The 22,696-nt window shown below is 65.6% G+C and carries 23 protein-coding genes, 1 tRNA gene and 1 pseudogene; 8 read left to right on the forward strand and 17 right to left on the reverse strand.

Annotated features, from left to right (window positions below; all coding sequences use genetic code 11):
* The first annotated feature begins 8 nt into the window (after positions 1-8).
* Positions 9-515 carry a DUF3515 family protein gene (locus tag RU09_RS15085; protein ID WP_042541700.1) on the forward strand — a complete coding sequence of 169 codons (507 nt, stop codon included), beginning with the start codon at positions 9-11 and terminating at the stop codon, positions 513-515.
* Between the two features lie 15 nt (positions 516-530).
* On the opposite strand, the gene RU09_RS15090 is transcribed toward RU09_RS15085, so the two are convergent.
* The 6 genes from RU09_RS15090 to leuC form a co-directional block, all read right to left on the reverse strand.
* A complete protein-coding gene (locus tag RU09_RS15090; protein ID WP_042541701.1) occupies positions 531-1,613 on the reverse strand; it encodes a D-alanine--D-alanine ligase family protein in 1,083 nt (360 codons plus the stop codon).
* Positions 1,519-2,652, reverse strand: coding sequence for an NAD(P)H-dependent glycerol-3-phosphate dehydrogenase (locus RU09_RS15095; protein ID WP_042541702.1), 1,134 nt, complete (start codon positions 2,650-2,652; stop codon positions 1,519-1,521). The genes RU09_RS15090 and RU09_RS15095 overlap by 95 nt, the downstream gene beginning before the upstream one ends.
* Complete coding sequence (locus RU09_RS15100; RefSeq protein WP_042541703.1) at positions 2,642-3,397, reverse strand: lysophospholipid acyltransferase family protein; 756 nt, start codon at positions 3,395-3,397, stop codon at positions 2,642-2,644. Before RU09_RS15100 ends, RU09_RS15095 begins: the two co-directional genes overlap by 11 nt.
* A 5-nt stretch (positions 3,398-3,402) precedes the next feature.
* Positions 3,403-4,770 (reverse strand): UDP-N-acetylglucosamine 1-carboxyvinyltransferase, encoded by a 1,368-nt coding sequence (gene murA, locus RU09_RS15105; RefSeq protein WP_042541704.1) that lies wholly within the window; start codon positions 4,768-4,770, stop codon positions 3,403-3,405.
* Between the two features lie 65 nt (positions 4,771-4,835).
* Positions 4,836-5,432 (reverse strand): 3-isopropylmalate dehydratase small subunit, encoded by a 597-nt coding sequence (gene leuD, locus RU09_RS15110; RefSeq protein WP_042541705.1) that lies wholly within the window; start codon positions 5,430-5,432, stop codon positions 4,836-4,838.
* Between the two features lie 2 nt (positions 5,433-5,434).
* Positions 5,435-6,886 (reverse strand): 3-isopropylmalate dehydratase large subunit, encoded by a 1,452-nt coding sequence (gene leuC, locus RU09_RS15115; protein WP_042541706.1) that lies wholly within the window; start codon positions 6,884-6,886, stop codon positions 5,435-5,437.
* A gap of 187 nt (positions 6,887-7,073) precedes the next feature.
* Here leuC and RU09_RS15120 point away from each other — a divergent pair, with 187 nt between their 5' ends.
* On the forward strand, positions 7,074-8,369 hold the full coding sequence (locus RU09_RS15120; RefSeq protein WP_042541707.1) for an O-acetylhomoserine aminocarboxypropyltransferase/cysteine synthase family protein: 1,296 nt from the start codon (positions 7,074-7,076) through the stop codon (positions 8,367-8,369).
* On the forward strand, positions 8,366-9,679 hold the full coding sequence (locus tag RU09_RS15125; RefSeq protein ID WP_042541708.1) for an LLM class flavin-dependent oxidoreductase: 1,314 nt from the start codon (positions 8,366-8,368) through the stop codon (positions 9,677-9,679). The genes RU09_RS15120 and RU09_RS15125 overlap by 4 nt, the downstream gene beginning before the upstream one ends.
* A 21-nt stretch (positions 9,680-9,700) precedes the next feature.
* Here RU09_RS15125 and RU09_RS15130 read toward each other — a convergent pair whose 3' ends face one another.
* Complete coding sequence (locus tag RU09_RS15130; RefSeq protein ID WP_042541709.1) at positions 9,701-10,198, reverse strand: DUF427 domain-containing protein; 498 nt, start codon at positions 10,196-10,198, stop codon at positions 9,701-9,703.
* 36 nt (positions 10,199-10,234) lie between these two features.
* On the opposite strand from RU09_RS15130, the gene RU09_RS15135 reads away from it, so the two are divergent.
* The gene (locus tag RU09_RS15135) at positions 10,235-10,828 is read left to right on the forward strand and encodes an LON peptidase substrate-binding domain-containing protein (RefSeq protein ID WP_042541710.1); all 594 of its coding nucleotides are present in this window, start codon (positions 10,235-10,237) and stop codon (positions 10,826-10,828) included.
* A gap of 11 nt (positions 10,829-10,839) precedes the next feature.
* On the opposite strand, the gene RU09_RS15140 is transcribed toward RU09_RS15135, so the two are convergent.
* On the reverse strand, positions 10,840-11,844 hold the full coding sequence (locus RU09_RS15140; RefSeq protein WP_042541711.1) for a TerC/Alx family metal homeostasis membrane protein: 1,005 nt from the start codon (positions 11,842-11,844) through the stop codon (positions 10,840-10,842).
* A 340-nt stretch (positions 11,845-12,184) separates the two neighbouring features.
* Between RU09_RS15140 and RU09_RS15145 the strand changes: the two genes are divergently transcribed.
* Complete coding sequence (locus tag RU09_RS15145) at positions 12,185-12,742, forward strand: RNA polymerase sigma factor (RefSeq protein WP_042541712.1); 558 nt, start codon at positions 12,185-12,187, stop codon at positions 12,740-12,742.
* Entirely contained in the window at positions 12,739-13,833 is a 1,095-nt protein-coding gene (locus tag RU09_RS15150) for a DUF4349 domain-containing protein (RefSeq protein WP_042541713.1), read from the forward strand. The genes RU09_RS15145 and RU09_RS15150 overlap by 4 nt, the downstream gene beginning before the upstream one ends.
* Before the next feature lie 210 nt (positions 13,834-14,043).
* Here RU09_RS15150 and RU09_RS15155 read toward each other — a convergent pair whose 3' ends face one another.
* The 4 genes from RU09_RS15155 to RU09_RS15165 all read right to left on the reverse strand — a co-directional run bounded on the left by RU09_RS15155 (position 14,044) and on the right by RU09_RS15165 (position 17,106).
* Positions 14,044-15,057 (reverse strand): hypothetical protein, encoded by a 1,014-nt coding sequence (locus tag RU09_RS15155; RefSeq protein WP_042541714.1) that lies wholly within the window; start codon positions 15,055-15,057, stop codon positions 14,044-14,046.
* A 60-nt stretch (positions 15,058-15,117) separates the two neighbouring features.
* Positions 15,118-15,261, reverse strand: a complete 144-nt coding sequence (locus RU09_RS18600; protein ID WP_156145947.1) for a hypothetical protein — start codon at positions 15,259-15,261, stop codon at positions 15,118-15,120.
* Positions 15,262-15,460: 199 nt separating this feature from the next.
* Positions 15,461-15,946, reverse strand: coding sequence for a restriction endonuclease (locus RU09_RS15160; protein WP_042541715.1), 486 nt, complete (start codon positions 15,944-15,946; stop codon positions 15,461-15,463).
* A 116-nt stretch (positions 15,947-16,062) separates the two neighbouring features.
* The gene (locus tag RU09_RS15165; protein ID WP_042541716.1) at positions 16,063-17,106 is read right to left on the reverse strand and encodes a DUF4238 domain-containing protein; all 1,044 of its coding nucleotides are present in this window, start codon (positions 17,104-17,106) and stop codon (positions 16,063-16,065) included.
* A gap of 401 nt (positions 17,107-17,507) precedes the next feature.
* Here RU09_RS15165 and RU09_RS15175 point away from each other — a divergent pair, with 401 nt between their 5' ends.
* Positions 17,508-18,128, forward strand: a complete 621-nt coding sequence (locus RU09_RS15175; protein ID WP_156145948.1) for a hypothetical protein — start codon at positions 17,508-17,510, stop codon at positions 18,126-18,128.
* A gap of 3 nt (positions 18,129-18,131) precedes the next feature.
* On the opposite strand, the gene RU09_RS15180 is transcribed toward RU09_RS15175, so the two are convergent.
* The 5 genes and pseudogenes from RU09_RS15180 to RU09_RS15195 all read right to left on the reverse strand — a co-directional run bounded on the left by RU09_RS15180 (position 18,132) and on the right by RU09_RS15195 (position 21,904).
* A complete protein-coding gene (locus tag RU09_RS15180; RefSeq protein ID WP_042541719.1) occupies positions 18,132-18,596 on the reverse strand; it encodes a hypothetical protein in 465 nt (154 codons plus the stop codon).
* Between the two features lie 40 nt (positions 18,597-18,636).
* Positions 18,637-20,085, reverse strand: coding sequence for a HEPN domain-containing protein (locus RU09_RS15185; protein WP_156145949.1), 1,449 nt, complete (start codon positions 20,083-20,085; stop codon positions 18,637-18,639).
* A gap of 47 nt (positions 20,086-20,132) precedes the next feature.
* Positions 20,133-20,471 (reverse strand): annotated as a pseudogene (locus tag RU09_RS19075) (tyrosine-type recombinase/integrase); the annotation flags it as partial.
* Between the two features lie 875 nt (positions 20,472-21,346).
* Positions 21,347-21,676, reverse strand: coding sequence for a hypothetical protein (locus tag RU09_RS18610; protein WP_156145950.1), 330 nt, complete (start codon positions 21,674-21,676; stop codon positions 21,347-21,349).
* A gap of 155 nt (positions 21,677-21,831) precedes the next feature.
* A tRNA-Glu gene (locus RU09_RS15195) sits at positions 21,832-21,904 on the reverse strand.
* Positions 21,905-22,057: 153 nt separating this feature from the next.
* Here RU09_RS15195 and RU09_RS15200 point away from each other — a divergent pair.
* Positions 22,058-22,696 carry an MBL fold metallo-hydrolase gene (locus tag RU09_RS15200; RefSeq protein WP_042541722.1) on the forward strand — a complete coding sequence of 213 codons (639 nt, stop codon included), beginning with the start codon at positions 22,058-22,060 and terminating at the stop codon, positions 22,694-22,696.

The raw sequence follows: 22,696 nt of genomic DNA on the forward strand, positions 1-22,696 counted from the left end.
CTGGATGCATGCCCCGCTCTCGTCGTCTCGCCGTCATCGCGGGGTCGCTGGTCCTCGTCGCAGCGCTCTCCGGATGCTCGACCACGATCCATCTGGAGCCGGCCGACGATGCGAACAATCCGGCGTGCGCGGAGGTCTCCGTGCTGCTTCCGGATGCCGTCGGCGATCTGGACCGCGTCTGGACCGATGCCCAGGCCACCGGCGCCTGGGGCGACCCGACGGTCGTGTTGCGCTGCGGCGTCGAACCGCCGGCGCCCTCGACCGAAGTCTGCACCACGATCGGCAGCGTCGACTGGCTCGTGCTCGACCAGGAGGAAGAACGACAGCGTCTGGTGACCTACGGTCGTGACCCGGCCGTCGAGGTGATCATCCGCCGGGGCGAGGAGATCGACTTCCGCACGGTGGTCGAGAGTCTCTCGACGAGCATCCAGTCCGGCCTCGAACCGGCGACGGCTCGGTGCACCGACCGGGTGCCCACCGAGGAATCCCCTGACGAGGGATCGGCCGAAGGCTGAGCGGACGCCGCCCGATCAGCGGCGCAGGCCCGCTTCGATCAGCTCTGAGATCAGGTCGCCGTAGCTGAGTCCGGATGCCACCCAGCACTTGGGGAACATCGAGATCGGCGTGAATCCGGGCATCGTGTTGAGCTCATTGACGACGAGCTCTCCCTCGGCAGTGAGGAACATGTCGACACGGGCGAGGCCACGGCCGTCGACAGCCTCGAACGCTCGGATGGCGGCGTCCTGGATGGCCGCGATCTCAGAATCCTCGAGCTGCGCGGGGCACACCACGTCGACGCCGTCGCCACCGAGGTACTTGCCCTCGAAGTCGTAGAACCCGCGGGACGTCAGCACGATCTCGCCGGGCAGCGATGCGCGTACGCCGTCGGCGCTCTCGAGAACCGCGACCTCGATCTCGCGACCGACCACTCCGCTCTCGATGAGGACCTTGTCGTCCTCCGCGAAGGCGATGGCCAGCGCGGCGTCGAGCTCGTCGGGCCTTTCGACCTTCGAGACGCCCACGCTGGAACCCGCGCGCGCCGGCTTGACGAACAGCGGCATCCCGAGATCGACGGCGGAGGCGCGAACCGACGCGGCATCCCGGCCCCACTCCCGCGAGCGGACCGTGATCCCCGGTGCCACCGAGAGGCCCGCCGCGCGCAGCGCGATCTTCATGAAGTGCTTGTCCATGCAGAGCGCAGAATCGAGAACTCCACCACCCGCATAAGGCACTTCGAGAGTGTCGAAGTAGCCCTGGATCGTCCCGTCCTCGCCGTGAGTGCCGTGCAGGATCGGGAGCACGATGTCGATCTCGCCGAAGCCCTCGACAGTCCCGTCCTGACGCACGACACGGAGCGTCCGGTCGCCGCCGGGCTCGGGCCACAGCACCCTGGTGCCGTTGTCGGCGACCTCGGGCAGATGTGCGGCATCCAGCGGGAACTTCGACGGGTCGTCGTCCTCGAGGACGAAGGCTCCCTCGCGGGTGATTCCGACCGGGATCACCGCATAGCGGTCGCGGTCAATCGCGCCCAGGACTCCGCCCGCCGTTGCGGAACTGATCGAATGCTCGCTGGAGCGCCCGCCGAAGAGCACCACCACCGTCTGCTTGTCCATGGTTGGTCCTCTCACCCTGCGGGGTGTCGTCGTCCGTCGTCAGGTGGGGTGCGATGTCACGCGGGTTCATCTTGCCGTCGAGCACCATCTTCACCTGCTCGACGATGGGCATGTGCACTTCGGACTCGCGGGCGAGCTGAAGCACCGGCGCGACGGACGCGAGGCCCTCGGCTGTCTGCTGCATCTGCTTGACGACGTCCTGGAAGCTGTATCCCTGGCCGAGCAGGCGCCCGGCCGTGTTGTTGCGGCTCAGTGGAGACTGGCACGTCGCGATGAGGTCTCCCAGTCCCGCGAGTCCTTGGAGCGTTTCGGGGTGGGCGCCGTTCGCTACCGCGAAGTCGGTCATCTCGACGAGTCCGCGCGTGATGATCGACGCCTTGGTGTTCTCGCCGTATCCGACGCCGTCGACGATGCCGATCGCCACCGCGATGAGGTTCTTCAGCACTCCCCCGAACTCCGTGCCGATCACGTCGGTGTTCACGAACGTCCGGAAGTACGAGTTGCGCGCGGCGCGTGCGACCTCTTCGGCCGTCTCCTGACTGCGTGAGGAGATCACGGCAGCCGTCGGCTGCTCACGGGCGATCTCGAGCGCGAGGTTCGGCCCCGAGGCGACAGCGATGCGATCGGGATCACACCGCAGCTCCTGCTCGATGACCTGACTCATCCGCAGCCCTGAGGTGCGTTCGACACCCTTCATGAGGCTGACGATCTTCGCGTCGTTGTCGGACAGGAGCGGTCGCAGCGCCTTGAGGTTCTCGCGCAGCGACTGGCTCGGCACCGAGAGGTAGACCTGGTCGGCATCACGCAATGCGATCGCCAGCTCATGCGTCGCCGCCATCGTGCGCGGCAGGTTGATGCCGGGCAGGTAGCGCGAGTTGCGCTTGGCCTCGTCGATCTCGTGCGCGAGTTCGGCTCGGCGGGCCCACATCGTGACCTGCGCACCGCCGTCCGCGAGGATCTTCCCGAATGTGGTGCCCCAGCTGCCTGCACCGATCACGGCGACTCTGGGGCCCGCGGGCGTGCTGCGCTTAGGAGTCAAGGCGACCCGTCTCCTTCTGTCCGTGCGAGGCGGGGTTCCAGCGCTCGGCCGGCGCCTTCTCACCGCGCAGCTCTTCGAGCAACGCGGTGATCGCGTTCATCAGCCGGTCGGTGGCCTCGTTCAGCGCCGCAGACTCGCCGGCGCGACCGCGCAGGTCGGACACGTCGACCGGGTCGCCGATGATGACGTCCACGCGCTTGCGCAGTGGCCACAGGCTCAGACCCTTCTGGTAACGACCCATGATGTTCTGGGTGCCCCACTGGGCCATCGGGATCAGCGGGATGCCGTCGGTCAGTGCCAGCCGCACAGCGCCCGACTTGCCGCGCATCGGCCACATGTCGGGGTCACGCGTCAGAGTCCCCTCGGGGTACACGATCACTCCGCGTCCGTGTTCCACCAGCTCGGCCGACTGCTTCAGCGTCTGCTTCGCAGCGGATGCCGACGACGAACGAGCCACCGGGATCATTCCGGTGCGGCGCAGAATCCATCCGAGCACAGGGACCTTGAACAGGCTCTCCTTCGCCATGAATCGGGGCGCGCGTCCGATCCGCCACACCGCGAGTGCCACGATGAGGGGATCGAACTCCGAGTAGTGGTTGGGAGCCAGCACATAGGCACCCTCACGAGGAAGCTTCTCGGCACCGGTGATGCGGATCTTCGCGAGCAGCGAGATCAACGGCACGGCGATCGCCGCGAGCGGCCAGAACACGCTGGGCCGCGTCGTCTCGCGCGATCGGGAACCCATCGGGCTCACCGGATGACGTCGAAGTCGGCGCCCACGGCATCGAGCTTGGCGAGGAACTTCTCGTAGCCGCGGCTGAGGATGTCGACTCCCGACACCTTCGACTCGCCTTCGGCCGTCAGCGCCGCGATCACGTGGCTGTACCCGCCGCGCAGGTCGGGCACGACGATGTCTGCGGCGTGCAGCGGAGTCGGCCCGGTGATGACGGCCGCCTGCTCGAGGTCACGACGCGGCACGCGCCGCGGCCCGTCCTGCAGCCCTCGCGGGTGCACGACGATGTCGGCGCCCATCTTGACGAGTGCATCGGTGAAGCCGAGACGGTTCTCGTAGACCGTCTCGTGCACGACCGAGCGGCCGTTCGCCTGCGTCAGCGCCACGACGAGCGGCTGCTGCCAGTCGGTCATGAAGCCGGGGTGCACGTCGGTCTCGACGACGACGGGCTTGAGCTCGCCTTCGCGGCGGAAGAGGATGCCGTCCTCCTGGATGTCGAACCAGCCGCCCGCCTTGCGGAAGATGTTGAGGAAGGTGAGCATCTCCTGCTGCTTGGCTCCGCCGACGAAGATCTCGCCGTCGGTGGCCAGCGCCGCGGATGCCCACGAGGCCGCCTCGTTGCGGTCGAAGATCGACCGGTGGTCGTAGCCGCGCAGTGTCTCGACGCCCTCGATGAGGATGACGCGGTTCGGCTCGTACGAGATGATCGCGCCCATCTTCTGCAGCACGGCGATCAGATCCATGATCTCGGGCTCGATGGCGGCGTTGCGCAGCTCGGTCGTCCCCTCGGCCCTGACCGCGGTCAGCAGCACCTGCTCGGTGGCACCCACGCTCGGGTACGGCAGGTGGATGTTGGCGCCGTGCAGGCGGGCTCCGCCCCTGGAGAGACGGATGCCGCTCGGCAGCTTCTCGACGATGGCGCCGAACTTGCGCAGTGCGTCGAGGTGGAAGTCGATCGGCCGGTCGCCGATGCGGCATCCGCCGAGGTCCGGGATGAATGCCTGACCGAGACGGTGCAGGAGCGGTCCGCAGAACAGGATCGGAATGCGGGAGGCACCGGCGTGGGCGTCGATCTCCTCGAAGTGGGCCGACTCGACATCGCTCGGGTCGAAGACGAGTGCACCCGGCTCATCGCCGTCGGAGACCCGGACACCGTGCACCTCGAGCAGCGAGCGCACCACCGCGACATCGCTGATGGCCGGGACGTCGCGCAGCACGCTGACGGTCTCACCGAGCAGCGAGGCGACCATCGCCTTGGTCGCGAGGTTCTTCGCTCCCTTGACGTCGACGCGGCCGCGCAGCGGGCGGCCTCCACGAATGGCGAGGACGTCACCGGTGAGTGGGGGGACTCCGTCCGGAAGAGCGTCGCGCACAGGTGTCGTCATTCGGAGCCTCACTTCATTCAACGGAAATCGGGGCGGGGTCGCCCTCGGCTCCCCCGCCCCGCCGTTCACTGAACGGGAAGGGTCCGGGGCCGCCACGACTCGCGACGGGCCTCGAACTGCGCGATCTTGTCTTCGTTGCGCAGCGTGAGCCCGATGTCATCGAGCCCTTCAAGGAGCCGCCATCTAGTGTAATCGTCGATCCCGAGGTCAGCCTGGATCTCACCGATCGACGCGACCCGCGCCTCGATGTCCACCGTGATGGAAGCCCCGGGATTCCGGTCGATCTCGGCCCAGATCCGCTCGAGATCCTCTTCCGAGATGGTCGCCGCGACGAGCCCCTGCTTGCCTGAGTTGCCCCGGAAGATGTCGGCGAAGCGCGGGCTCAGGACGACCGCGAACCCGAAGTCGCGCAGCGCCCAGACGGCGTGCTCTCGGCTCGATCCGGTGCCGAAGTCCGGTCCGGCGACGAGCACCGACGCCCCCTGGAAGGCGGGCTGGTTGAGCACGAACTCGGGGTCCTGGCGCCAGCCGTGGAACAGCGCGTCCTCGAAGCCGGTCTTGGTGACCCGCTTGAGGAAGACGGCGGGGATGATCTGGTCGGTGTCGACGTTCGAGCGCTTCAGCGGAGCGGCGATACCGGTGTGGGTGACGAACTTCTCCATGGTCAGACCTCCGCCATCTCGTTCAGGTCGCTGGGACTCGACAGCGTGCCGCGGATCGCGGTCGCCGCGGCGACCAGCGGCGACACCAGGTGTGTGCGACCACCCTTGCCCTGCCGACCCTCGAAGTTGCGATTCGACGTCGACGCACAGCGCTCGCCCGGAGCGAGCTGATCGGGGTTCATACCGAGGCACATCGAGCAGCCGGCGAACCGCCATTCGGCTCCGAAGTCCTTGATGATCTTGTCGAGGCCTTCCGCCTCGGCCTCCAGCCGGACGCGGGCCGAACCGGGTACGACCATGACACGCACGCCGTCAGCCTTCTTCTTGCCTTCGATGATCGACGCGAACGCGCGGAGGTCCTCGATGCGGCTGTTCGTGCACGAGCCCATGAAGACCGCATCGACCGGCACCTCCTTGAGCGGCGTACCAGGGGTCAGATCCATGTACTCGAGGGCGCGCTCTGCGGCGGCGCGCTCGTTGGCGTCGGCGATCTGAGCCGGGTCGGGAACCGACGCCGACAGCGAGCTGCCCTGACCGGGGTTGGTTCCCCATGTCACGAAGGGCTCGAGATCGTCGGCGTCGATGAAGACCTCGGCATCGAAGGTCGCACCCTCGTCGGTCGGCAGGGTGCGCCAGTAGGCGACGGCGTCGTCCCAGTCCTGGCCCTGGGGAGCGTGCGGACGCCCCTTCAGGTAGTCGAACGTCGTCTCGTCGGGGGCGACCATACCCGCACGGGCACCGGCCTCGATCGACATGTTGCAGATGGTCATCCGGCCCTCCATGGACAGCGAGCGGATCGCGCTGCCGCGGAACTCCAGGACATAGCCCTGCCCGCCACCGGTCGTGATCTTCGCGATCACTGCGAGGATGATGTCCTTCGCGGTGACTCCGGGGCGCAGAGTGCCCTCGACGGTGATGGCCATCGTCTTGAAGGGCTTGAGCGGAAGCGTCTGGGTCGCCATCACGTGCTCGACCTCGCTGGTGCCGATGCCGAAGGCCATGGCGCCGAAGGCCCCGTGAGTCGACGTGTGCGAGTCTCCGCAGACCACGGTGATCCCCGGCATGGTGAGCCCGAGCTGCGGGCCGACGACGTGCACGATGCCCTGTTCGGCATCGCCCAGAGAGTGCAGACGGACGCCGAACTCGGCGGCGTTGCGGCGCAGCGTCTCGATCTGAGTGCGGCTCGTGAGGTCGGCGATGGGCTTGTCGATGTCCCACGTGGGCGTGTTGTGGTCTTCGGTGGCGATCGTCAGGTCGAGGCGACGCAGCGGACGGCCCTCCGATCGCAGTCCGTCGAACGCCTGAGGGCTCGTGACCTCGTGCACCAGGTGCAGATCGATGTAGATGAGGTCGGGCTCGCCGTTCTCGCCCTTGACGACGAGGTGGTCGTCCCAGACCTTCTCAGCGAGGGTCCTCGGACGTGCGGGAGCAGTGTCTGCTGCGGGGATGTTCATTGCGTCTCTCCTGAAGCTGGCGGTTCGGCCCACGATGGACTCCGCGACGAGGAGGGGCTCAGAACGAGGTCTCGTCGCGGCCGCTAAGAAGGAGCACGATCCGCATGACGTCAGATTACCACCGCTTCAGCGACCGGAGTCGCCGCGTGACACGCTACTGTCACCCGCACATTCGAGAGGCATCCGCATGACCGACGACACGACCGGCTTCGCCACCAGAGCGGTCCACGCCGCCCGGAATCAGGGCGCCGCGTCGTCGAGGGCGACGCCGATCTATCTGACTGCGGGCTTCGAGTTCGATGACTTCGATCACGCCGCAGACCACTTCGGCACCGGCGCCGGCTTCGGCTACACCCGCACGGGCAACCCGACGGTGAGCGCCGTCGAGCGACAGCTCGCAGCCCTCGAATCCGCCGCGGACGCGGTGCTCGTCGCGAGCGGACAGGCCGCGGTCGTCACCGCTTTGCTGACCGTGGCCGGAGCCGGAGACCACATCGTGGCATCGACGCACATCTACGAGGGCACCCGAGGGCTCCTGCTCGACAACCTCGCACGGCTCGGCATCGAGACGACGTTCATCGACGAGATCGCCGACCCTGCTGCGTGGCAGGCTGCGATCCGCCCGACCACGCGCGCGCTGTTCGCGGAGTCGATCGCGAACGCCCGGAACGACATCCTCGACATCGCCGCTGTGAGCGCGGTCGCGGATGAGTTCGCCATCCCGCTCATCGTCGACAACACGCTCGCGACGCCCTTCCTGCTGCGTCCGATCGAGCACGGTGCCGCCATGGTCGTGCACTCCGCATCGAAGTTCCTCGCGGGTCACGGGTCCGTGCTCGGCGGTGTGATCCTCGATGACGGTCGTTTCGACGCGGATAAGGCCGGGCACAACGCACCGCACCTGGTGCTCCCCGGCCGCGGGGGCTTCCCGAGCGTCTTCGCCCGCCACGGCGGCAACGCTCGGATCGCCTACGCCCGCGAGTCGGTGGCTCCCCGCTTCGGCGCCTCGCCGTCTCCTCTCAACGCGTTCCTGATCGGACAGGGCGCCGAGACCCTCGGCCTCCGGGTCGAGCGCCAGTCCCGGAACGCGCTCGAGGTGGCCCGTTGGCTGGCCGCTCAGGATGCGGTCGAGAGCGTCGATCACGTGGGCCTCGAGACTCACCCCGACCATGCTCTCGCGCAGCGGTATCTCCACGGCGGGTACGGCTCGATCTTCACGTTCACCCTCCGCGGAGGGCTCGACGCCGCACGCGACTTCGTCGAGAGCGTGGAAGTCTTCACGCACATGACCCACATCGGCGACGTGCGCTCGCTGGTGCTGCACCCCGCGACCACCAGCCACTCGCACAGGACACCCGAAGAGCGCGACATCCTCGGTGTGCAGCCGGGAACCCTTCGGCTGTCGGTCGGCATAGAAGACGTCTCCGATCTGATCGCCGACCTCGCTCGGGTGCTCGAGCCGGCGCGAGAGGCCGTCGCATGACCAGGCCCCAGCACTTCGGCTGGTTCCTCGCCCGCGGTTTCGGTCCGCAGGGGTGGGGATACCCGTCTCTGGACTGGGACTACGACTGGACGCGTCCCGAGATCTATCAGGAGGCGGCGCGGACGCTCGAGCAGGCAGGCTTCGACCTCGTGATCATCGAGGACGCGCCGTCTCTCGGCTCGCCGGACACGATCGACCTCCGCGTACGCCATGCCTTCGGCGGGCCCAAGCACGACCCGCTGCTCCTCGCTCCCTACCTGTTCCAGGCGACACGGCACCTCGGAGTCGTGCCCACCGTCAATCCCGCGGCGTACCTTCCCTATACGGCGGCGCGGCAGTTCTCCACCCTTCAGCATCTCAGCGGTCACCGTCTCGGGCTCAACGTGGTGACCGACACCGGCAGCGCGCGTCACTTCTCGGCCGTGGCGCAGCTCGGACACGATGCCGCCTACGACCGGGCCGAGGAATGGCTCTCAGGCATCCGCTCGCTCTGGCGCAGCTGGGGCGACGGAGCGCTGGTCGGCGACCGCGAGACGGATGTCTTCGCGGACGGATCGAAGCTGAGCACCGTCCGGCATCGCGGAGAGCATTACGCGTTCGACGGCCCTCTGAACGCCGTGCCGTTCACCGACGGCGAGCCGGCGATCGTCTCCCCCGGCGGGTCGGGTCGCGGCCTCGGGTTCGCCGGCGCCAACTCCGATGTCCAACTCGCCCTCGCTCCGCTGGACCAAGCATCCGTGCGCGCCTACCGCGCGAAGATCCACGACGCGGCGATCGCCGCCGGGCGCTCAGCCGACGACATCAAGATCCTGTTCGCGATCCAGCCCGTGATCACGGCATCCGTCGAAGAGGCCGACCGGATCGTCGCTGCGTCCGCGCACCCCGATGATGCGGCTCTCGTGCAGATCGCGCGCAAGCAGTCGAGCGATCTCGAGACCGACCTCACCGCACTCGACCTCGAGCGGCCGCTCGATGTGTCGATCTTCGGGGAGCACGTCTCGCGCGGAAGCATCCAGCGCCTGATCGGCGACCGTCGCGAGGATGCTCCGCTGCGCGCCCACCTCACCGCCCTCGCCCGCGCCGGCCGCATCGCCGATCGTTCGGGCTTCGTCGGGACGGCCGACGAGTTCGCCGATCTGATCGAGGAACTCGGAGAGTGGGGCAACGACGGCGTGCTGCTGTGGGGCGACTTCCACCCCGTCACGCTGCACCGCACACTCGACGAGCTCGTGCCGGTGCTGCGTCGCCGTGGGATCCTCCGCCGCGACCACGTCGATGGCGGCCTGCAGGCCAACCTCCGCGCGTTCTGACAGGAACGGCGGGGACGGGCCCTACCAGCCCATGGAACCCGGTACGCCCTTGAAGGGCCCGACGACCGACGACGTGACCCAGCCGCCGTAGAATCCTCCCGGCTGCGGAACGACGACCTCGTCGCCGACTGTGCACGCGTCCATCGGCCCCGCATACACGGCCACCCGGTCGCGCAGCACCTCGAAACCGGGCGAAGGATGCGGGTAGTTCCATGCCGCGCCCGAGGCCGTCAGGCCGCCGCCACGCACATCGAGATAGCGCGCGGCACCCTTGAACTCGCAGAACGATGAACCCGGGGCATCCGAGAGCGCGCCCTCGATGAAGTCGGCGATCGGCAGATAGTACACAGGAGGGTGACTCGTCTCGAGCACCCGCACGGCATCTCGCGTATCGGCGATCAGAACGCCGCCGAGGCGGATGGTGACGCGCTCGGGTACCGGCTCGACCCTCGGCGGCCGCGGATAGTCCCATACGGATTCCTGACCGGGCGAGGGGACGATCGGCTGAGGTCTGCGCATCTGTTCACTGTACGTCGCGCGGTGTTGACTGGGGTCATGGCTCAACTACCGATGTTCCCGCTCGGCTCGGTGCTGTTTCCCTACACCCCGCTTCCGCTTCGCGTCTTCGAGCCGAGGTACCTCACGATGATCGGACACCTGCTCGACGACGACGACCCGCAGTTCGGCGTCGTGCTCATCGAGCGCGGTCACGAGGTCGGCGGGGGCGACCGACGCAGCAGGGTCGGCACGATGGCCCGGCTGGTGAGCGTCGCGGCGGACGCCCAGGTGCTGCACACCCTCGCGGTCGGCACGGCCCGCTTCACCGTCGATCAGTGGCTCGACGACGCGCCCTTTCCTCGCGCCGAGGTCACGCAGCTGCCTGAGCTGACGTGGCACGACGCGCTGACCCCTCTGCGGACCGAAGCAGAGGCGATCGTGCGGCGAGTCCTCGCACGCGTGGACTCGCCGTGGGATGCCGACACCGAACTGTCAGACGATCCGCTCGCCGCAGCCTGGCAGCTCGCCGCGATCGCACCGCTGGGCGAGTACGACCAGTTCGCCCTGCTGCAGTCCAACTCGCTCGGCGCCCTGCTGGGCCAGGTCATCGATCTCACCCTCGAAGCGGAGCTCCTCTGGTCAGCCGAGTGAGCGGGCTGCGCTCACTCGACGATCGCTGCCTTCTTCGCCGCCGACTTCTCGCGCGACGACGCGATGAGGCTGGCGACCGTCGCGACGGTCATCGACACGACGATGACGCCCAGCGACACCATGTTGTCGATGTCTGGCACCCATTCGACGTGCTCGCCGCCGTTGATGAAGGGCAGCTCGTTCTCATGCAGCGCGTGCAGGATGAGCTTGATGCCGATGAAACCGAGGATCACGGCGATGCCGTAATGCAGGTAGCGCAGGCGATCGAGCAGATCGCCGAGCAGGAAGTAGAGCTGACGCAGGCCCATGAGCGCGAAGATGTTCGCGGCGAAGACGAGGAACCCGTTGGTGGTGATCTCGAAGATCGCGGGAATCGAGTCGATCGCGAAGATCAGGTCGGTGACACCGATCGTGATGAACACGATGACCATCGGCGTCCACATGCGCTTGCCGTCGACCGTGGTGCGGAGCTTGGAGCCGTCGTAGGTCTCGCTGATGTCGATCCGGCGCCGGAGCAGGCGCACGATGAAGTTCTCCTTCTTCACGTCGTCTTCGTGCTCGCCCTCAGGCATCGCCTGCTTGATCGCGGTGTAGATGAGGAACGCGCCGAAGACGTAGAAGATCGGCGAGAAGTGCTCGACGACCGCCACTCCCACGAGGATGAACGCCCCACGCAGGACGAGCGCGATGATGATGCCGACCATCAGCACCTGCTGCTGCAGGCGTCGCGGGACGGCGAACTGCGCCATGATCAGCACGAAGACGAAGAGATTGTCGATGGACAGGCTGTATTCGAGCGCCCAACCGGTGATGAAGTCGCCCGCGTTGCGCCAACCGGCCACGTTGCCGAGGAGCACAGCGAAGAGAAGCGCGAGGGCGACGTAGAACACGACCCACAGGGTCGACTCCTTCGTCGAGGGGATGTGGGGGCGAAGGCGGATCAGAAGCAGGTCGCCGATCAGGATGATCGAGAGGACGATCATCGAGGTGATCTCGAACCAGACGGGGATTTCCAAGGGCGTACAGCCTTTCGGGAGGGTAGGAAGAACGCCGAAAGTCTCTCCCACGCACAGAGTGCGTCGCACGACCGGAGCAGCGATGTCGGTGCTCGTGATGACGGTGGATGCGCTTGCGGGATACTCCCTCTCGCGTCACCAATGCTAGCGGAGCGGAAGGGCCGTGGTGGCATGGTCGAGGTGACCTCGAACTCGCACCCGGACACCGCCGCGAACGTCCTCCCTCGGCGTCCTCCGGCAGCGGACGCTCGCGAAGGTGCGCGCGCAGCCCGCACACTGATCTGAGACGATGGGGCATCTTCCGACACCTCCCAGGTGAGAGACACCGAACGGAATCGGGATGCCAGTGCAGACGAGTGATCAGAAATGGGCGGCACAGGCCGCGGCAGGTGACGAGAGCGCCTTCCGCGAGCTGTACCGCTCGTATGTCCGCCCGGTCTACTGGATCGCGCATGGCATGCTCGGCTCCCCCGCCGATGCCGAGGATGTGACCCAGGAGACCTTCGTCACGGCTTGGCGCAAGCTTCCGGGGTTCGAGCTTCAGGGAGAATCGATCCTCCCGTGGCTCGCGACGATCTGCCGCTTCCAGGCCGCGAATCGCCTTCGTCAGCGCAGGCGCGACCAGGCCCACACGACGGAAGCGGTGGACGAGACCCTGCCTTCGACGATCAGCGTCGAGGAGCAGGTGATCACCGCAGACCTCGCGGAGCGGATCGCCGCCGAGGTCGGCACGCTGAGCGACCTCGACCGCGCGATCTTCCGACTCTGCGCCGCCGAAGGCTATGCCTACCAGGCCGCGGCCGAGGAGCTCGGCGTGAGCCATGCCATCGTCCGGAACCGTCTCTCACGAGTCCGCACCCGACTTCGCGGTGCCGTGAAGGAAGCGAGCGACGCATGAACGACAAGACCAGCACCGAGCGACTGCCCGAGCTCACCGATGCCGCAGTGGCGCGCATCGAGAAAGCCGTGTTCGACGACATCGCCGCCGAGCGGCCACGACAGGCGCCAGCCGCAGCACGGGCTCGACACCGCCGGCGTCGGTGGATGACCGGTGCCGGGATCGCGGCGGCGTTCGTCGTCGGCGTCCTCGTCACTCCTCCGATCCTCACTGCGGTGGGCGGGTCGGCGACGAGCTCGGCCGAGGGCGGAGACATGGTCGTCACGGAGGAGTCACGCTCCGGCTCCGCCGACCAGGGCGCACCTGGGGCCGCGACGGACTCGGCCGAGTCTGCACCGGCGGTCGGAGATGTCGCAGTCACTGATCGCGAGATCATCGCGACCGCCAACGCGACAGTGGAGGTGAAGGACATCGCGGACGCCGCCGACACGATCGGCGCACTGGCCGAGTCGCGCGGCGGGTATGTCGAGAGCACCGAGGTCGGCAGGAAAATGGCCGTCGACGACACCTCCGCCCCCGCGCCTGCGCCGGCGGACTCGGGCTACGGCTGGATCAGCATCCGAGTGCCTTCGGCGGATCTCCCCGCGGTCATCGATGAATTGGCCGAATCGGGAGATGTGGTCTCGTCGTCGATCTCGAAGCAGGATGTGACCTCGACCGCGATCGACCTGCGCGCTCGCATCGACGCAACCCGGGCGTCCGTCGAGCGACTCAGCGAGCTGATGTCGCAGACGGGCACCGTCGCGGAGCTCATCGAAGCGGAGGTCGCGCTCACGGAACGCCAGGGACAGCTCGAGGCGTACGAGCAGCAGCTCGCATCGCTCGAGGACCAGGTCGCGATGTCGAGTCTCACGGTTCAGCTGACTCGCACCGCCGCCGCGACCACCGCCGACCCTGCCGGGTTCTCCGACGGGCTCCTCGCCGGCTGGAACGGCCTCGTGTCCTCGATGAACGCCCTGGTCATCGCCGTCGGGTTCATCCTGCCGTGGCTCGCTCTGGGCGGCGTGGTGGTGCTGATCGTGTGGATCGTCCGTCGGTCGCGCCGCTCCCGTCGCGCAGCCGCCACGAGCTCAGCCTCGAACGAGAACTGACCTCGGTCCGGCTTGCCGCTGAGCGCGGCCAGCTGGACCGAGGAACCACTCGGGAACGACGAAAGCCCTCGGAGAACCGAGGGCTTTAGCTTGCGGTGACCCCAGCGGGAGGTCACACAATATCCGCTTTCTCCGCCTATTCTCAGCACTGAAGAAGACTCCCCAAGTTTCAAATACGCCTAGTCGCTATACGAGTCGCTACACGACGACTCAGAACGGTGTATCGCTACCGGCTTGATTCCAAGGGTCCGCTTCGGGAACATCATCCGCTGCTTCGCGGTCGCGCTGGTTCTGCGCCTCGCGTTCAGCCGCCGCCTGCACCTCACGTTGCTCGCGCGCTGCAACGATGTCTCGCGGTTCACGATTGGACAGTCGAACCATCAGCGCGCCGACGACATGCATCATCAGCCAGGCGTCAGCTTTCGACACGTCACCTGCTCGGTGGCGGTGAACATTCCCACGGTCCGAACGGTCCGCGTTCACCCAAGCGATGAGTGGCTTCATGAGGCTGCGGTCCGCACCACTGATGACCTTCGTCCGCTGCGCGTTGTCAAGCTGGTCAGACACCGAGTTCCCCTCCACATCGAGTGCGCGGAAGAACTCTTGGAGTGAGGTGGCAGCCTCGGTAAGAGCCACGTCAGTTTCGCCTCTTGACAGGCGCGTGAGTGCGCTCTGGAACGCGGCAGAAGAGAGGGCAAAGTCCGGGTCATCAGCCAGCAAAATCGTTGCAGGGCGAAGCACCTCCGAGTGCATGACGTAGTTGCCGCGCTCTTGGAATCGACCGTCCTCGAAAACCCAGTCCACGCGAGCATGGAGCAGACGGTCGTTGACCACGTCGATGAACGTCTCGACATGGTATTCAGGGTCGAGGTCAGGACGGTTGCTGTACCCGGAGTCCTCCAACTCCTCATCGTGCTCGGCAAGCCAGACGAACGCGTTGACGACTGCTGCGAGAGCATCTAGACGATTCTCGTCGTCGCCTTCACCCCGCAGCCGGTCTGCGCTGACCCATGACTGGACTCGGTGTTCTCCGAGCCGCTGGTCGGCGCTTCGAAGCACACGTGTCGGTACGTTGGTCAGCGCCTCCAGCGCAACCATCACTTCGACACCGACGCTCGTCGGGCAACCGTCCGCCCAACGGATGCCGGACTCCAGCTCGGCGGACGCCTGCTCTCGACGGCGACGCAACTCGGACGGCAATGGGTCCAAACGGGTATCTCGCACGTCGTCAGCGTATCGAGTTCTGACAGGGGGTTGCGGCGCATTTGCGCCCTTCTCCGCGTCTCACTCGCTCATTGCGTAGAGATGGAGCGCCAGCTTCATCCGGCCCATGGGGACGATGCCGAACCGCCAGCCCGAATGCTCGCGAAGCACCCGGTCGGCGAAATCCTCGGACACCGAGGCCAGCAACCGCTGAATTGAACTCACGCCGCGCATCTGGCCAGCCCTTCATCCATTGGCCGAGCGAAAGGGCGTTGAACCCCAGACTCACGGCAGCGATGCCGCTCACCCCGCCGAACAGCAACTCAGTCATGACGGGCCTCCATCCTCAGCGCCCCTGGAGACCCGAGTAGCGGTACACCGGTCACGCTTTCGACCATTCGGAGGTGTTCACGTAGGCGGCTGGCTACGGCAGCTCGGTGTCCGAAGCGCTCAACCCATTCTGCCGGGAATCCTGCGGGCACCCGGAGCACGGCGGTCTCGGTGAGCGCGAGATGCTCCCCCACCATGCCGAGCGTGACGCCTCGGCGTTCGGCGACCAGTCCACGCCCGTCGTGTCGACGACGAGGCGATGCGTGAACTCCTTCTTGCCTGAGTTGGCCATGAACGAGTCGATTTCCGACTTCTGGATTTTGTGGCCGCGCGAGTAGAACTTGCACTGGATGGCCGTCGTGCCGCCGTCTTCACGCTCCGCGACGAGGTCGATTCCAAGGTCGGCTTGTCCGTTGCGGTCAGGCCAGTCATTCCACAGCCACACGTTCCGGTGCTGAGGAGCATGAACGCCGTCGGTGAGCAGGAACTGCTTGACGAGCTGTTCGAAGTAGCTTCCCTTCGTGCGCTCCGAGTCGGAGAGCGAACGGTACTGGTCAAGCAGACTGTCGAAGCTCGTCATGGCATTCCTTGCGGTCAGATTGTCACTCGACGAGCCACTAGGCACGCCGATTCCGAGTCGAAGGAACTTCAGCGGCAATCCCCGCAGGTCACGCGAGTGAGTGGGTGGCGCTGGCGTCACTCATCCCGGTCGGGCAAGGACCGAGTCGCCTTCGGGATGTGGGGCAGGGTGTACGGCTCGCCCGAGTACTCCTTCGGTGTTCCCTGGAGCGACATTGTGACCGGCGAGGGGTCCGGCAGCCCGCTCGGCACGAAGCGCGCATCCTCCGGGTGGTGAAACAGCCTCAGACTGGCGCTGGAGGCCGTGTGCTCGTTGAAAATGCGCTCCATCGCGGTTGTGCCAACCTGCACGAAGTCGAACGCCCCGGCCCTCACCTTCTCCACCGGAATTCCTTTGTCGATAACGAGGTCGGGGTCGTTCATGAGCAGCCCAAGTTTGCGCGTCAGCGGAAACGTGATTCCCCATGCTGTCATCACACCGATGCCCATCCACGAGTCCTCCTCGTCCGGCTGACGAACCAGTCCAACAGGTACATCCGAGAGGATGAGCGACCGCTTGTCGAAGCGGACCAGAGACCAGGGACGACCGCTCATGTACTTGAACACCGACTCTGCGATTTCGAGCGTCTGCTCGATGTGCGCGGCTGTTGAAATCTTGATGGGCGGGCCTTCGGGACGCATCGCCTCATCCCACAGCCTCGCGGCCGTCGCGTCGTCCACTTCGAGGCGGAGATTCTTCTTGGCCCACCCCTTCACCCCAGCGCGGCCCCCGTACCCGATTTCCATGCGGGTGGCCTGCCTCGCGAGATTCTCCGAGTTCCGCCGCTGTTCGGGGCCACGAGCCATCTGGAGAGCAACGTAGTACGCGAGGCTGCCGCGCGATTCCTCATCGAGCGGCCACCTGCCCGAGGCGATGTCTGCGAAGATACCCGCGACTTCACCTTCGAGCTGCGAGAGCGCCTTCTCGAACACATCCGCGCCGTCGGGGTGACCAGGGAGCGAGTAAAGGTGGTTCTCAGCGGCTGCTTTCCGCACCGGCTGGTTGTAGGAGCGGTCACCGGGTAGCTCGACAGTGGTGATGGTCTCGCCGTCGGCGAAGCCACGCAGGTGAAACTGCGGGACGTAGTGGTGACGCTTCGCTACCGGGCCAGGGGTTCCCATGACCCGAAGATATCGTCAGACCGCCCGACCGTCGGGTCGCGTCGCTCGGGGTGTTGAGGCGCAGCGGCCGGGGCCGCATGGACGAAGTAAACAGGTCGTCTTGTCGTCAGAGCCTCAACGTGCTCCGTGCACTGCGTTGGCGAGCAGTCCGCGCACATCCGGAGCGCCTGAGCGCCGGAGCGAAGGAGTCGTGCACGACAGTATCCTGGCGCGCGCTGAGCGAGCACATCTTGCCTCCGTCGTCCACCCAGGCGTCGATGTCGTCGGAGAGTCGGATGACGTGGACGAGCCGCACACCCAGCGCGTCCTAGAGCGCCTGAACGTGCGTTCCACCCCCTCTCCGACATCAGATGACAGTGATACGACCTCCAGGGCGTCTCCGGAGGTCAGAGGATGAGAGTTTGAGCGGCCGTGAGGGCAACGTAGCCGTGACCTCAGACGGTAAGTTGAGCCGCATGTTCCTCAAATCGGATAGCTGTGGAAAGCACGCGTGGCTCGCACATGTCGCAGCACACGAGGCGGGTCATGCCACAGCGGCCTTGGTCCTGGGATTTGAGTTCGTCGAAGTGCAGATTCCACGTGAGCACGTCGCGCGCGCCAATCTTGCGGATGCAGGAATCGTGGTTGCCGGTGGCGTCCAGATGCAGGGACTTCCGGATACCTGGGTGCCTGGGCGGGAGGAAGATGCGCTTTCCTACTTCGCGGCTGGCTCGCGTTCAGAGTTGATGCTGCTCGGAGACAACCTGGCGAGCGGCCTGAAGGGCGACTTGGACCAGTGGTTGCTCGGCATTGGCCGTCCGAGCGGGATGCCGATGGAGGAATCGCGACCGGTGGAGAAGAGAGCATTCCAGCGCGTCGAAGCGTTGCTTGTCGAGCATCGTCCTGCTTTGCGACGTATCGCTAGAGGGTTGTACGCACCATTGCTACCCGGGGCGAAGATCTCGGCTCTCGGCCCAGACGAACCGCTCGTGCTGTCGTACGACGAACTTCGCCGACTGTTCGAAGGCGTCAGCGTCGTTTAACGCTCACCGGAAGAACAGCTTGCGAACCCGCGTCCTTGGCTGCGGACCCCGAGCTGCGACTTCCACGGCGATATCGTTCGCGGTCGGTACGACGACTTGTGACGCCACTGCTGCGGCAATCTCTGCACGGTTCTGTTTCGACAGTGCGGCGAGAATCTGTTTCAGTAAACGCTCGACTCTGAGGTCTTGTCTTCTCTGCACGATACGTTCCTCCTGCGCGGCCTTGGCCTGGGAGTAGACGCTCGCATACGCGATGGCAAATCCGACTACCGCAAACCCAAATCCAACGTAAGAGACTGCGTCGGCCTGATTGGTGGCCACGCTGGCTACTACCGCAGCCACAAAGAAGCCGAAACTCGCAACGGCCGAAGCGCAGGTGATGGCGGCGTAGGGCCAGATACGGGGTTCTTTCACTATCCGCTCAGGGTCTTTGACGTCCAGGGCAGGGCGCGTCGGTTCCGTCATCATGTCGTCATGACTACCGACCCTGGTTCGAGCCAGCGCCCGCCTAAACGAGGTGTTTGCGCGCAGACTGGGCTGCCCTACGGAACCTCCTGTTTTCGATGAACAGTGTGAGGCAGTCGGAGTCGGACAGGCCAACGGCGCGCAGGACGTGCAGCAGAACGATGACGGCGGTAACTTCAGCGACGGCGTCGAGGGCTTCGATTTCGGCGGTTCCCGCTGTGCCTGAGTGAGCCACCTTGTTTCGCGCGCTCGTTGCCTCCTCAAGCCAAACCGACTCTTTGACGCGCAAGGCCTTCCGAAGCTCTTCCGGCAGTCCACGGAACAGTGCTCGAAGACGCTGGCGCAACGTGTGTCGATTGTCGGAGAGCTTGGCCGCCACGGAGTCTTTGTGCTCATCAGGAACAGCGGCTTCAACGATGGCCAGCAGTCTCTCGTGCTCCTCGTCCGAGAGAGGTGGTTCAGGGTTGGTCCCGCGATGGAAGGATTCCGCTGCGGATACAGCAGCAAGCACACGGTCGGCGATACGGCTCGTCGAACCCGCGAGCACATCGGTCAGCAGTCCAATGGCAGGTTCCTGCTCCGCTATCAAATCGAACCATGCGGGAAGGAAGACCTCCGGCGCGACCCGTGCTGCGGTGAAGGCATAGTCGTGTACCGGCACGGCGAGAGCATCCGGCCTGGGAATCGTGACCGGGCGGAAGAGTGTATCCACGATTGCGGGACTGCTCTCGTTTGGGTGCCCCTCGGGCAGCTCGGTGTCCACGAGAGAAACCTCGGCTTGAATCGAGATGACCCCGCAGGCGTCCAACGACGCCAAGGATACGAGCTGGCAAAGCTTCGTTGCCAATGCGAAAACGTACCCGAGGGCGACGGGAGAGTCGGGAGTGATGTCGAGGTACACCGTCTCCGCAAGTTGGCCAGTGAAGCTGCGTCTAGTGGCTTTCGCCGACGGTAGGTCATACCAACGGTGGATTCTGGCAACACCCTCGCGCGTCTGGAACTCAGCAAGTGGAACCAGGTCGAGGCTCACGCTACCGCCGCCGGTCGGACGGTCGTTGTCGTCCAACAGCCAATTGGAAGCGATGCCGCTGAACGAGGCGAACTGCGTCAAGTTCTCGACCTCAAAGCGCGCGCGCGAAACGTGACGCGCTGCGTCCTCGGACACATACTCTCCGACAAGAGCGACATCGGCACGGTAAGTCATCTCCCCGAGCTTGTCGCCCGAGGGTAGCTCGCCAGACACTAGTAAAACGTCACGGAGAGTGAAGCGAACTCCCCCGGCGAGGCCGTATACGATCGGCCAGTCTCGGGTTGTTGTCTGCCTAGCGGTGAGACCGGGAAGAATCTCGGCGTACGTGCGATACTCCCAGCCTTGCACCAGCGCGAGCACCGGCCCGTCAGTCGGACTGTACGTCAACGTGCCTTGGTGGCGCTCGTCCTCGCCAGAGACCCACCACTCGCCGCTCCAGCGACCACTTTCAGCCAGATTCATCCTCGCCATGCTTCGCCCCATGTTCTCGCCCAAACGCACCATACGGGTCAACATAGCGTCCCGCCCGACTTGTCAGAACGAGACGGGTACAGCGCGCTTCGTTTTCCGGCTCGTGGACCCCAGAGCTGCTCGTTCATCCATTCTTCCCTTGCGGCTTCGACGGCCCCGTAGTGGTCATCGAGCGCTTCAAGGTGGTGCTCGATGTCGGACTGTTGGATGTGCCGGTAGATGCGCGTGATTTCAGCGTTCGAGTGGCCGACAATCTCCCCGATGAGTTCAAGGCTCACGCCTTGCAGAGCGAGTGCGCTAACGGCGAGGTGGCGGGTCTTTTGTGCCGAGCCATCAACATCCGCATGACCGGCCGCAATCAGCAGCTCGTGCCACCGCTTCCCATCACTCTGCGGACGGAACGGCTTCCCCTTCTCAGTCGTGAAGACAAGCTGCGAGAGGTCATCTCACAGCGCCTCTTGCTGCGCCCACTCCCCTGGATACTTCCGCTTCCATTCGAGCTGCCGTTCGAACTGGGTGCGGAGAAGTTCCCGCATGCGGCGGGTGAGTGGCAGACTGCGTTCTCTTTTCGACTTCGTGCACTTGACGATTTCGATACGCGGTGTCGACGGTGCGTCGTGACGCGGGCGGTAGCGGGCCTGCATGCCGACGCCCATTGGCCGTCACGGGCCTGGCTTGCAGCCAGGCCCGTGCTTGATGTCCAATCGGGCAAGTTGTTGTGAGACGACTAGGCGCGGCTGGCGGCTATCGCCCTCGGCCACTCCAGAGATGCGGTCCCAGGTAGTGCCTAGTGCTTCACCTCCCCGGATGCCTGCCTGGAGGGCGAGGTTGAACCGAACCAGTTCAACCTCCTACTCCGGCCGACGCAGCGTTCTCGTCAGGTCGATGACGATGCCATCCGGTATGAGAAGCGTGGCGGCAGCTCCGCGCTTTGGCTTGTTGGTATCGCGGATGTCGTCCATCGGGTTGCGGGGTATCTTGCCGTCGTAGACAGCGTCCTGAAGGACGATGTGAAGCGTCTTCCAGATATCTCCGTCTGTTCTGGGCCGTATTTCTGCCCCTTGGACTTCCCCTTCTCGATGGTCTTCTCGGGCATGACCTTCCCGAACAGTCGCCGGACGTCATCTCGGCTGAGGTCCACTTGGCGCTTGTCTCCGAGAGCAGGCAGAGCGTGCAGGCGCATCCGCGTCATGTGTCCGCGAGCCGTGTTTGGACGGTAGTCGAAGTACCGCTTCGATTTGGTCCAGGTGTCTCAGAAGTACTCGCTCAGGGTCTCCGTGGCCCGCTGTTCCCTCAACGGTCCAGCGGGGTTCCTCACCTCTTTGAACCGCGCGATGCGCTTCTCCAAGTTGGCGTGGGCGATGCGTGGCGTGCTGCCGTCGGCGACGAGCAGCTTCACGCCATCGCGTTCTACGCCGGTGTCTTCACGGTGCGCCCATGGGGTACGGCGCGATACCTTCCAGATGGTACGCGTTTCGTCTGTCTTCACCCATTTCCCAGTTTCAGGGTCGCGGCGGCGAAGGGTTTTCTGCTCGCTCCACTCCCCTCCGGTGCCGTCAGAACGGCGCTTCACGGGTGACATGGCCCTCACAGTCTAGGGCGGAGGCAGAATCAATCGCAGCGAGTCGCTACACGCAGACGGATAATTTTCGCGGTCAGACCGACCCAGAAACGAAGAAAACCCCCGGGTAAACCGGGGGTTTTCTCGATTTTGGCTCACGCCAAAATGTATTGTTGTGACCCCAGCGGGATTCGAACCCGCGTTACCGCCGTGAGAGGGCAGCGTACTAGGCCGCTATACGATGGGGCCGTCTGGCGGAACGTTTCCGTGCCGCGACAACTCAACAAGTATGCCATGACGATTCTCGCGCCGCCAAATCGAGCCGAGCCCTCGTCGATTCCCGGGCGTGGCGCGCTGGATCGGCGGTTTGCCAGAGACGCCGTGAAGGAGTTGACTCACCTCATGCGCATCACGAAATTCGAACATGCCGCTCTTCGCATTCAGCAGGGCGATGACACCCTCCTCATCGACCCGGGTTCGTTCACCGCTCCCCTGAACGACCTCTCGGGTCTCGTCGCCGTCGTGATCACCCACGAGCACCCCGACCACTGGACGCCCGAGCACCTGGATCGGATCCTCCGCGCCGCCCCCGGCACTCCGATCTACGCCCCTGCCGGCGTCGCACGTGCGGCCGAGGGCTATGACATCTCGGAGGTCGCTCCGGGCGACACCGTGGAGGTGGGAGCGTTCACGCTCCGTTTCTTCGGCGGCACGCACGAGGTGATCCACTCCTCACTCCCCACTGTCGAGAATGTCGGCGTGCTGGTCAATGAGGTCTTCTACTACCCCGGCGACTCCTACGCGGTTCCGGAGGGTGTCGAGGTCGGCACGCTCGCCGCTCCACTCGGAGCGCCATGGCTGAAGATCGGCGAGGCGATGGACTACGTTCTCGCCGTGCGCCCGCGTCGGGCGTTCGGCACTCACGACATGACCCTGTCGGTCGCAGGCAAGACGATGCACCGGCAGCGGCTGCAGTGGGCGACCGAGCAGGGTGGCGGAGAGTTCTCGGTCCTCGAGCCGGGCGACTCGCTCGACATCTGA

Source organism: Microbacterium sp. MEJ108Y, assembly GCF_000834175.1.
In the GTDB taxonomy this organism is placed as follows: domain Bacteria; phylum Actinomycetota; class Actinomycetes; order Actinomycetales; family Microbacteriaceae; genus Microbacterium; species Microbacterium forte.

Excerpts from the sequence above, each read along its gene's own strand:
- RU09_RS15135 (WP_042541710.1), top strand. The coding sequence starts at position 10,235 with ATGGCTCAACTACCGATGTTCCCGCTCGGCTCGGTGCTGTTTCCCTAC.
- RU09_RS15145 (WP_042541712.1), top strand. The coding sequence starts at position 12,185 with ATGCCAGTGCAGACGAGTGATCAGAAATGGGCGGCACAGGCCGCGGCA.
- RU09_RS15180 (WP_042541719.1), bottom strand. The coding sequence starts at position 18,596 with ATGATGACGGAACCGACGCGCCCTGCCCTGGACGTCAAAGACCCTGAG.
- RU09_RS15150 (WP_042541713.1), top strand. The coding sequence starts at position 12,739 with ATGAACGACAAGACCAGCACCGAGCGACTGCCCGAGCTCACCGATGCC.
- RU09_RS15160 (WP_042541715.1), bottom strand. The coding sequence starts at position 15,946 with ATGACGAGCTTCGACAGTCTGCTTGACCAGTACCGTTCGCTCTCCGAC.
- RU09_RS15090 (WP_042541701.1), bottom strand. The coding sequence starts at position 1,613 with ATGGACAAGCAGACGGTGGTGGTGCTCTTCGGCGGGCGCTCCAGCGAG.
- RU09_RS15185 (WP_156145949.1), bottom strand. The coding sequence starts at position 20,085 with ATGAATCTGGCTGAAAGTGGTCGCTGGAGCGGCGAGTGGTGGGTCTCT.
- leuC (WP_042541706.1), bottom strand. The coding sequence starts at position 6,886 with ATGAACATCCCCGCAGCAGACACTGCTCCCGCACGTCCGAGGACCCTC.
- RU09_RS15100 (WP_042541703.1), bottom strand. The coding sequence starts at position 3,397 with ATGGGTTCCCGATCGCGCGAGACGACGCGGCCCAGCGTGTTCTGGCCG.
- murA (WP_042541704.1), bottom strand. The coding sequence starts at position 4,770 with ATGACGACACCTGTGCGCGACGCTCTTCCGGACGGAGTCCCCCCACTC.
- RU09_RS15120 (WP_042541707.1), top strand. The coding sequence starts at position 7,074 with ATGACCGACGACACGACCGGCTTCGCCACCAGAGCGGTCCACGCCGCC.
- RU09_RS15200 (WP_042541722.1), top strand. The coding sequence starts at position 22,058 with ATGCGCATCACGAAATTCGAACATGCCGCTCTTCGCATTCAGCAGGGC.
- leuD (WP_042541705.1), bottom strand. The coding sequence starts at position 5,432 with ATGGAGAAGTTCGTCACCCACACCGGTATCGCCGCTCCGCTGAAGCGC.
- RU09_RS18610 (WP_156145950.1), bottom strand. The coding sequence starts at position 21,676 with ATGTCACCCGTGAAGCGCCGTTCTGACGGCACCGGAGGGGAGTGGAGC.
- RU09_RS15125 (WP_042541708.1), top strand. The coding sequence starts at position 8,366 with ATGACCAGGCCCCAGCACTTCGGCTGGTTCCTCGCCCGCGGTTTCGGT.
- RU09_RS15130 (WP_042541709.1), bottom strand. The coding sequence starts at position 10,198 with ATGCGCAGACCTCAGCCGATCGTCCCCTCGCCCGGTCAGGAATCCGTA.
- RU09_RS15165 (WP_042541716.1), bottom strand. The coding sequence starts at position 17,106 with ATGGGAACCCCTGGCCCGGTAGCGAAGCGTCACCACTACGTCCCGCAG.
- RU09_RS15085 (WP_042541700.1), top strand. The coding sequence starts at position 9 with ATGCCCCGCTCTCGTCGTCTCGCCGTCATCGCGGGGTCGCTGGTCCTC.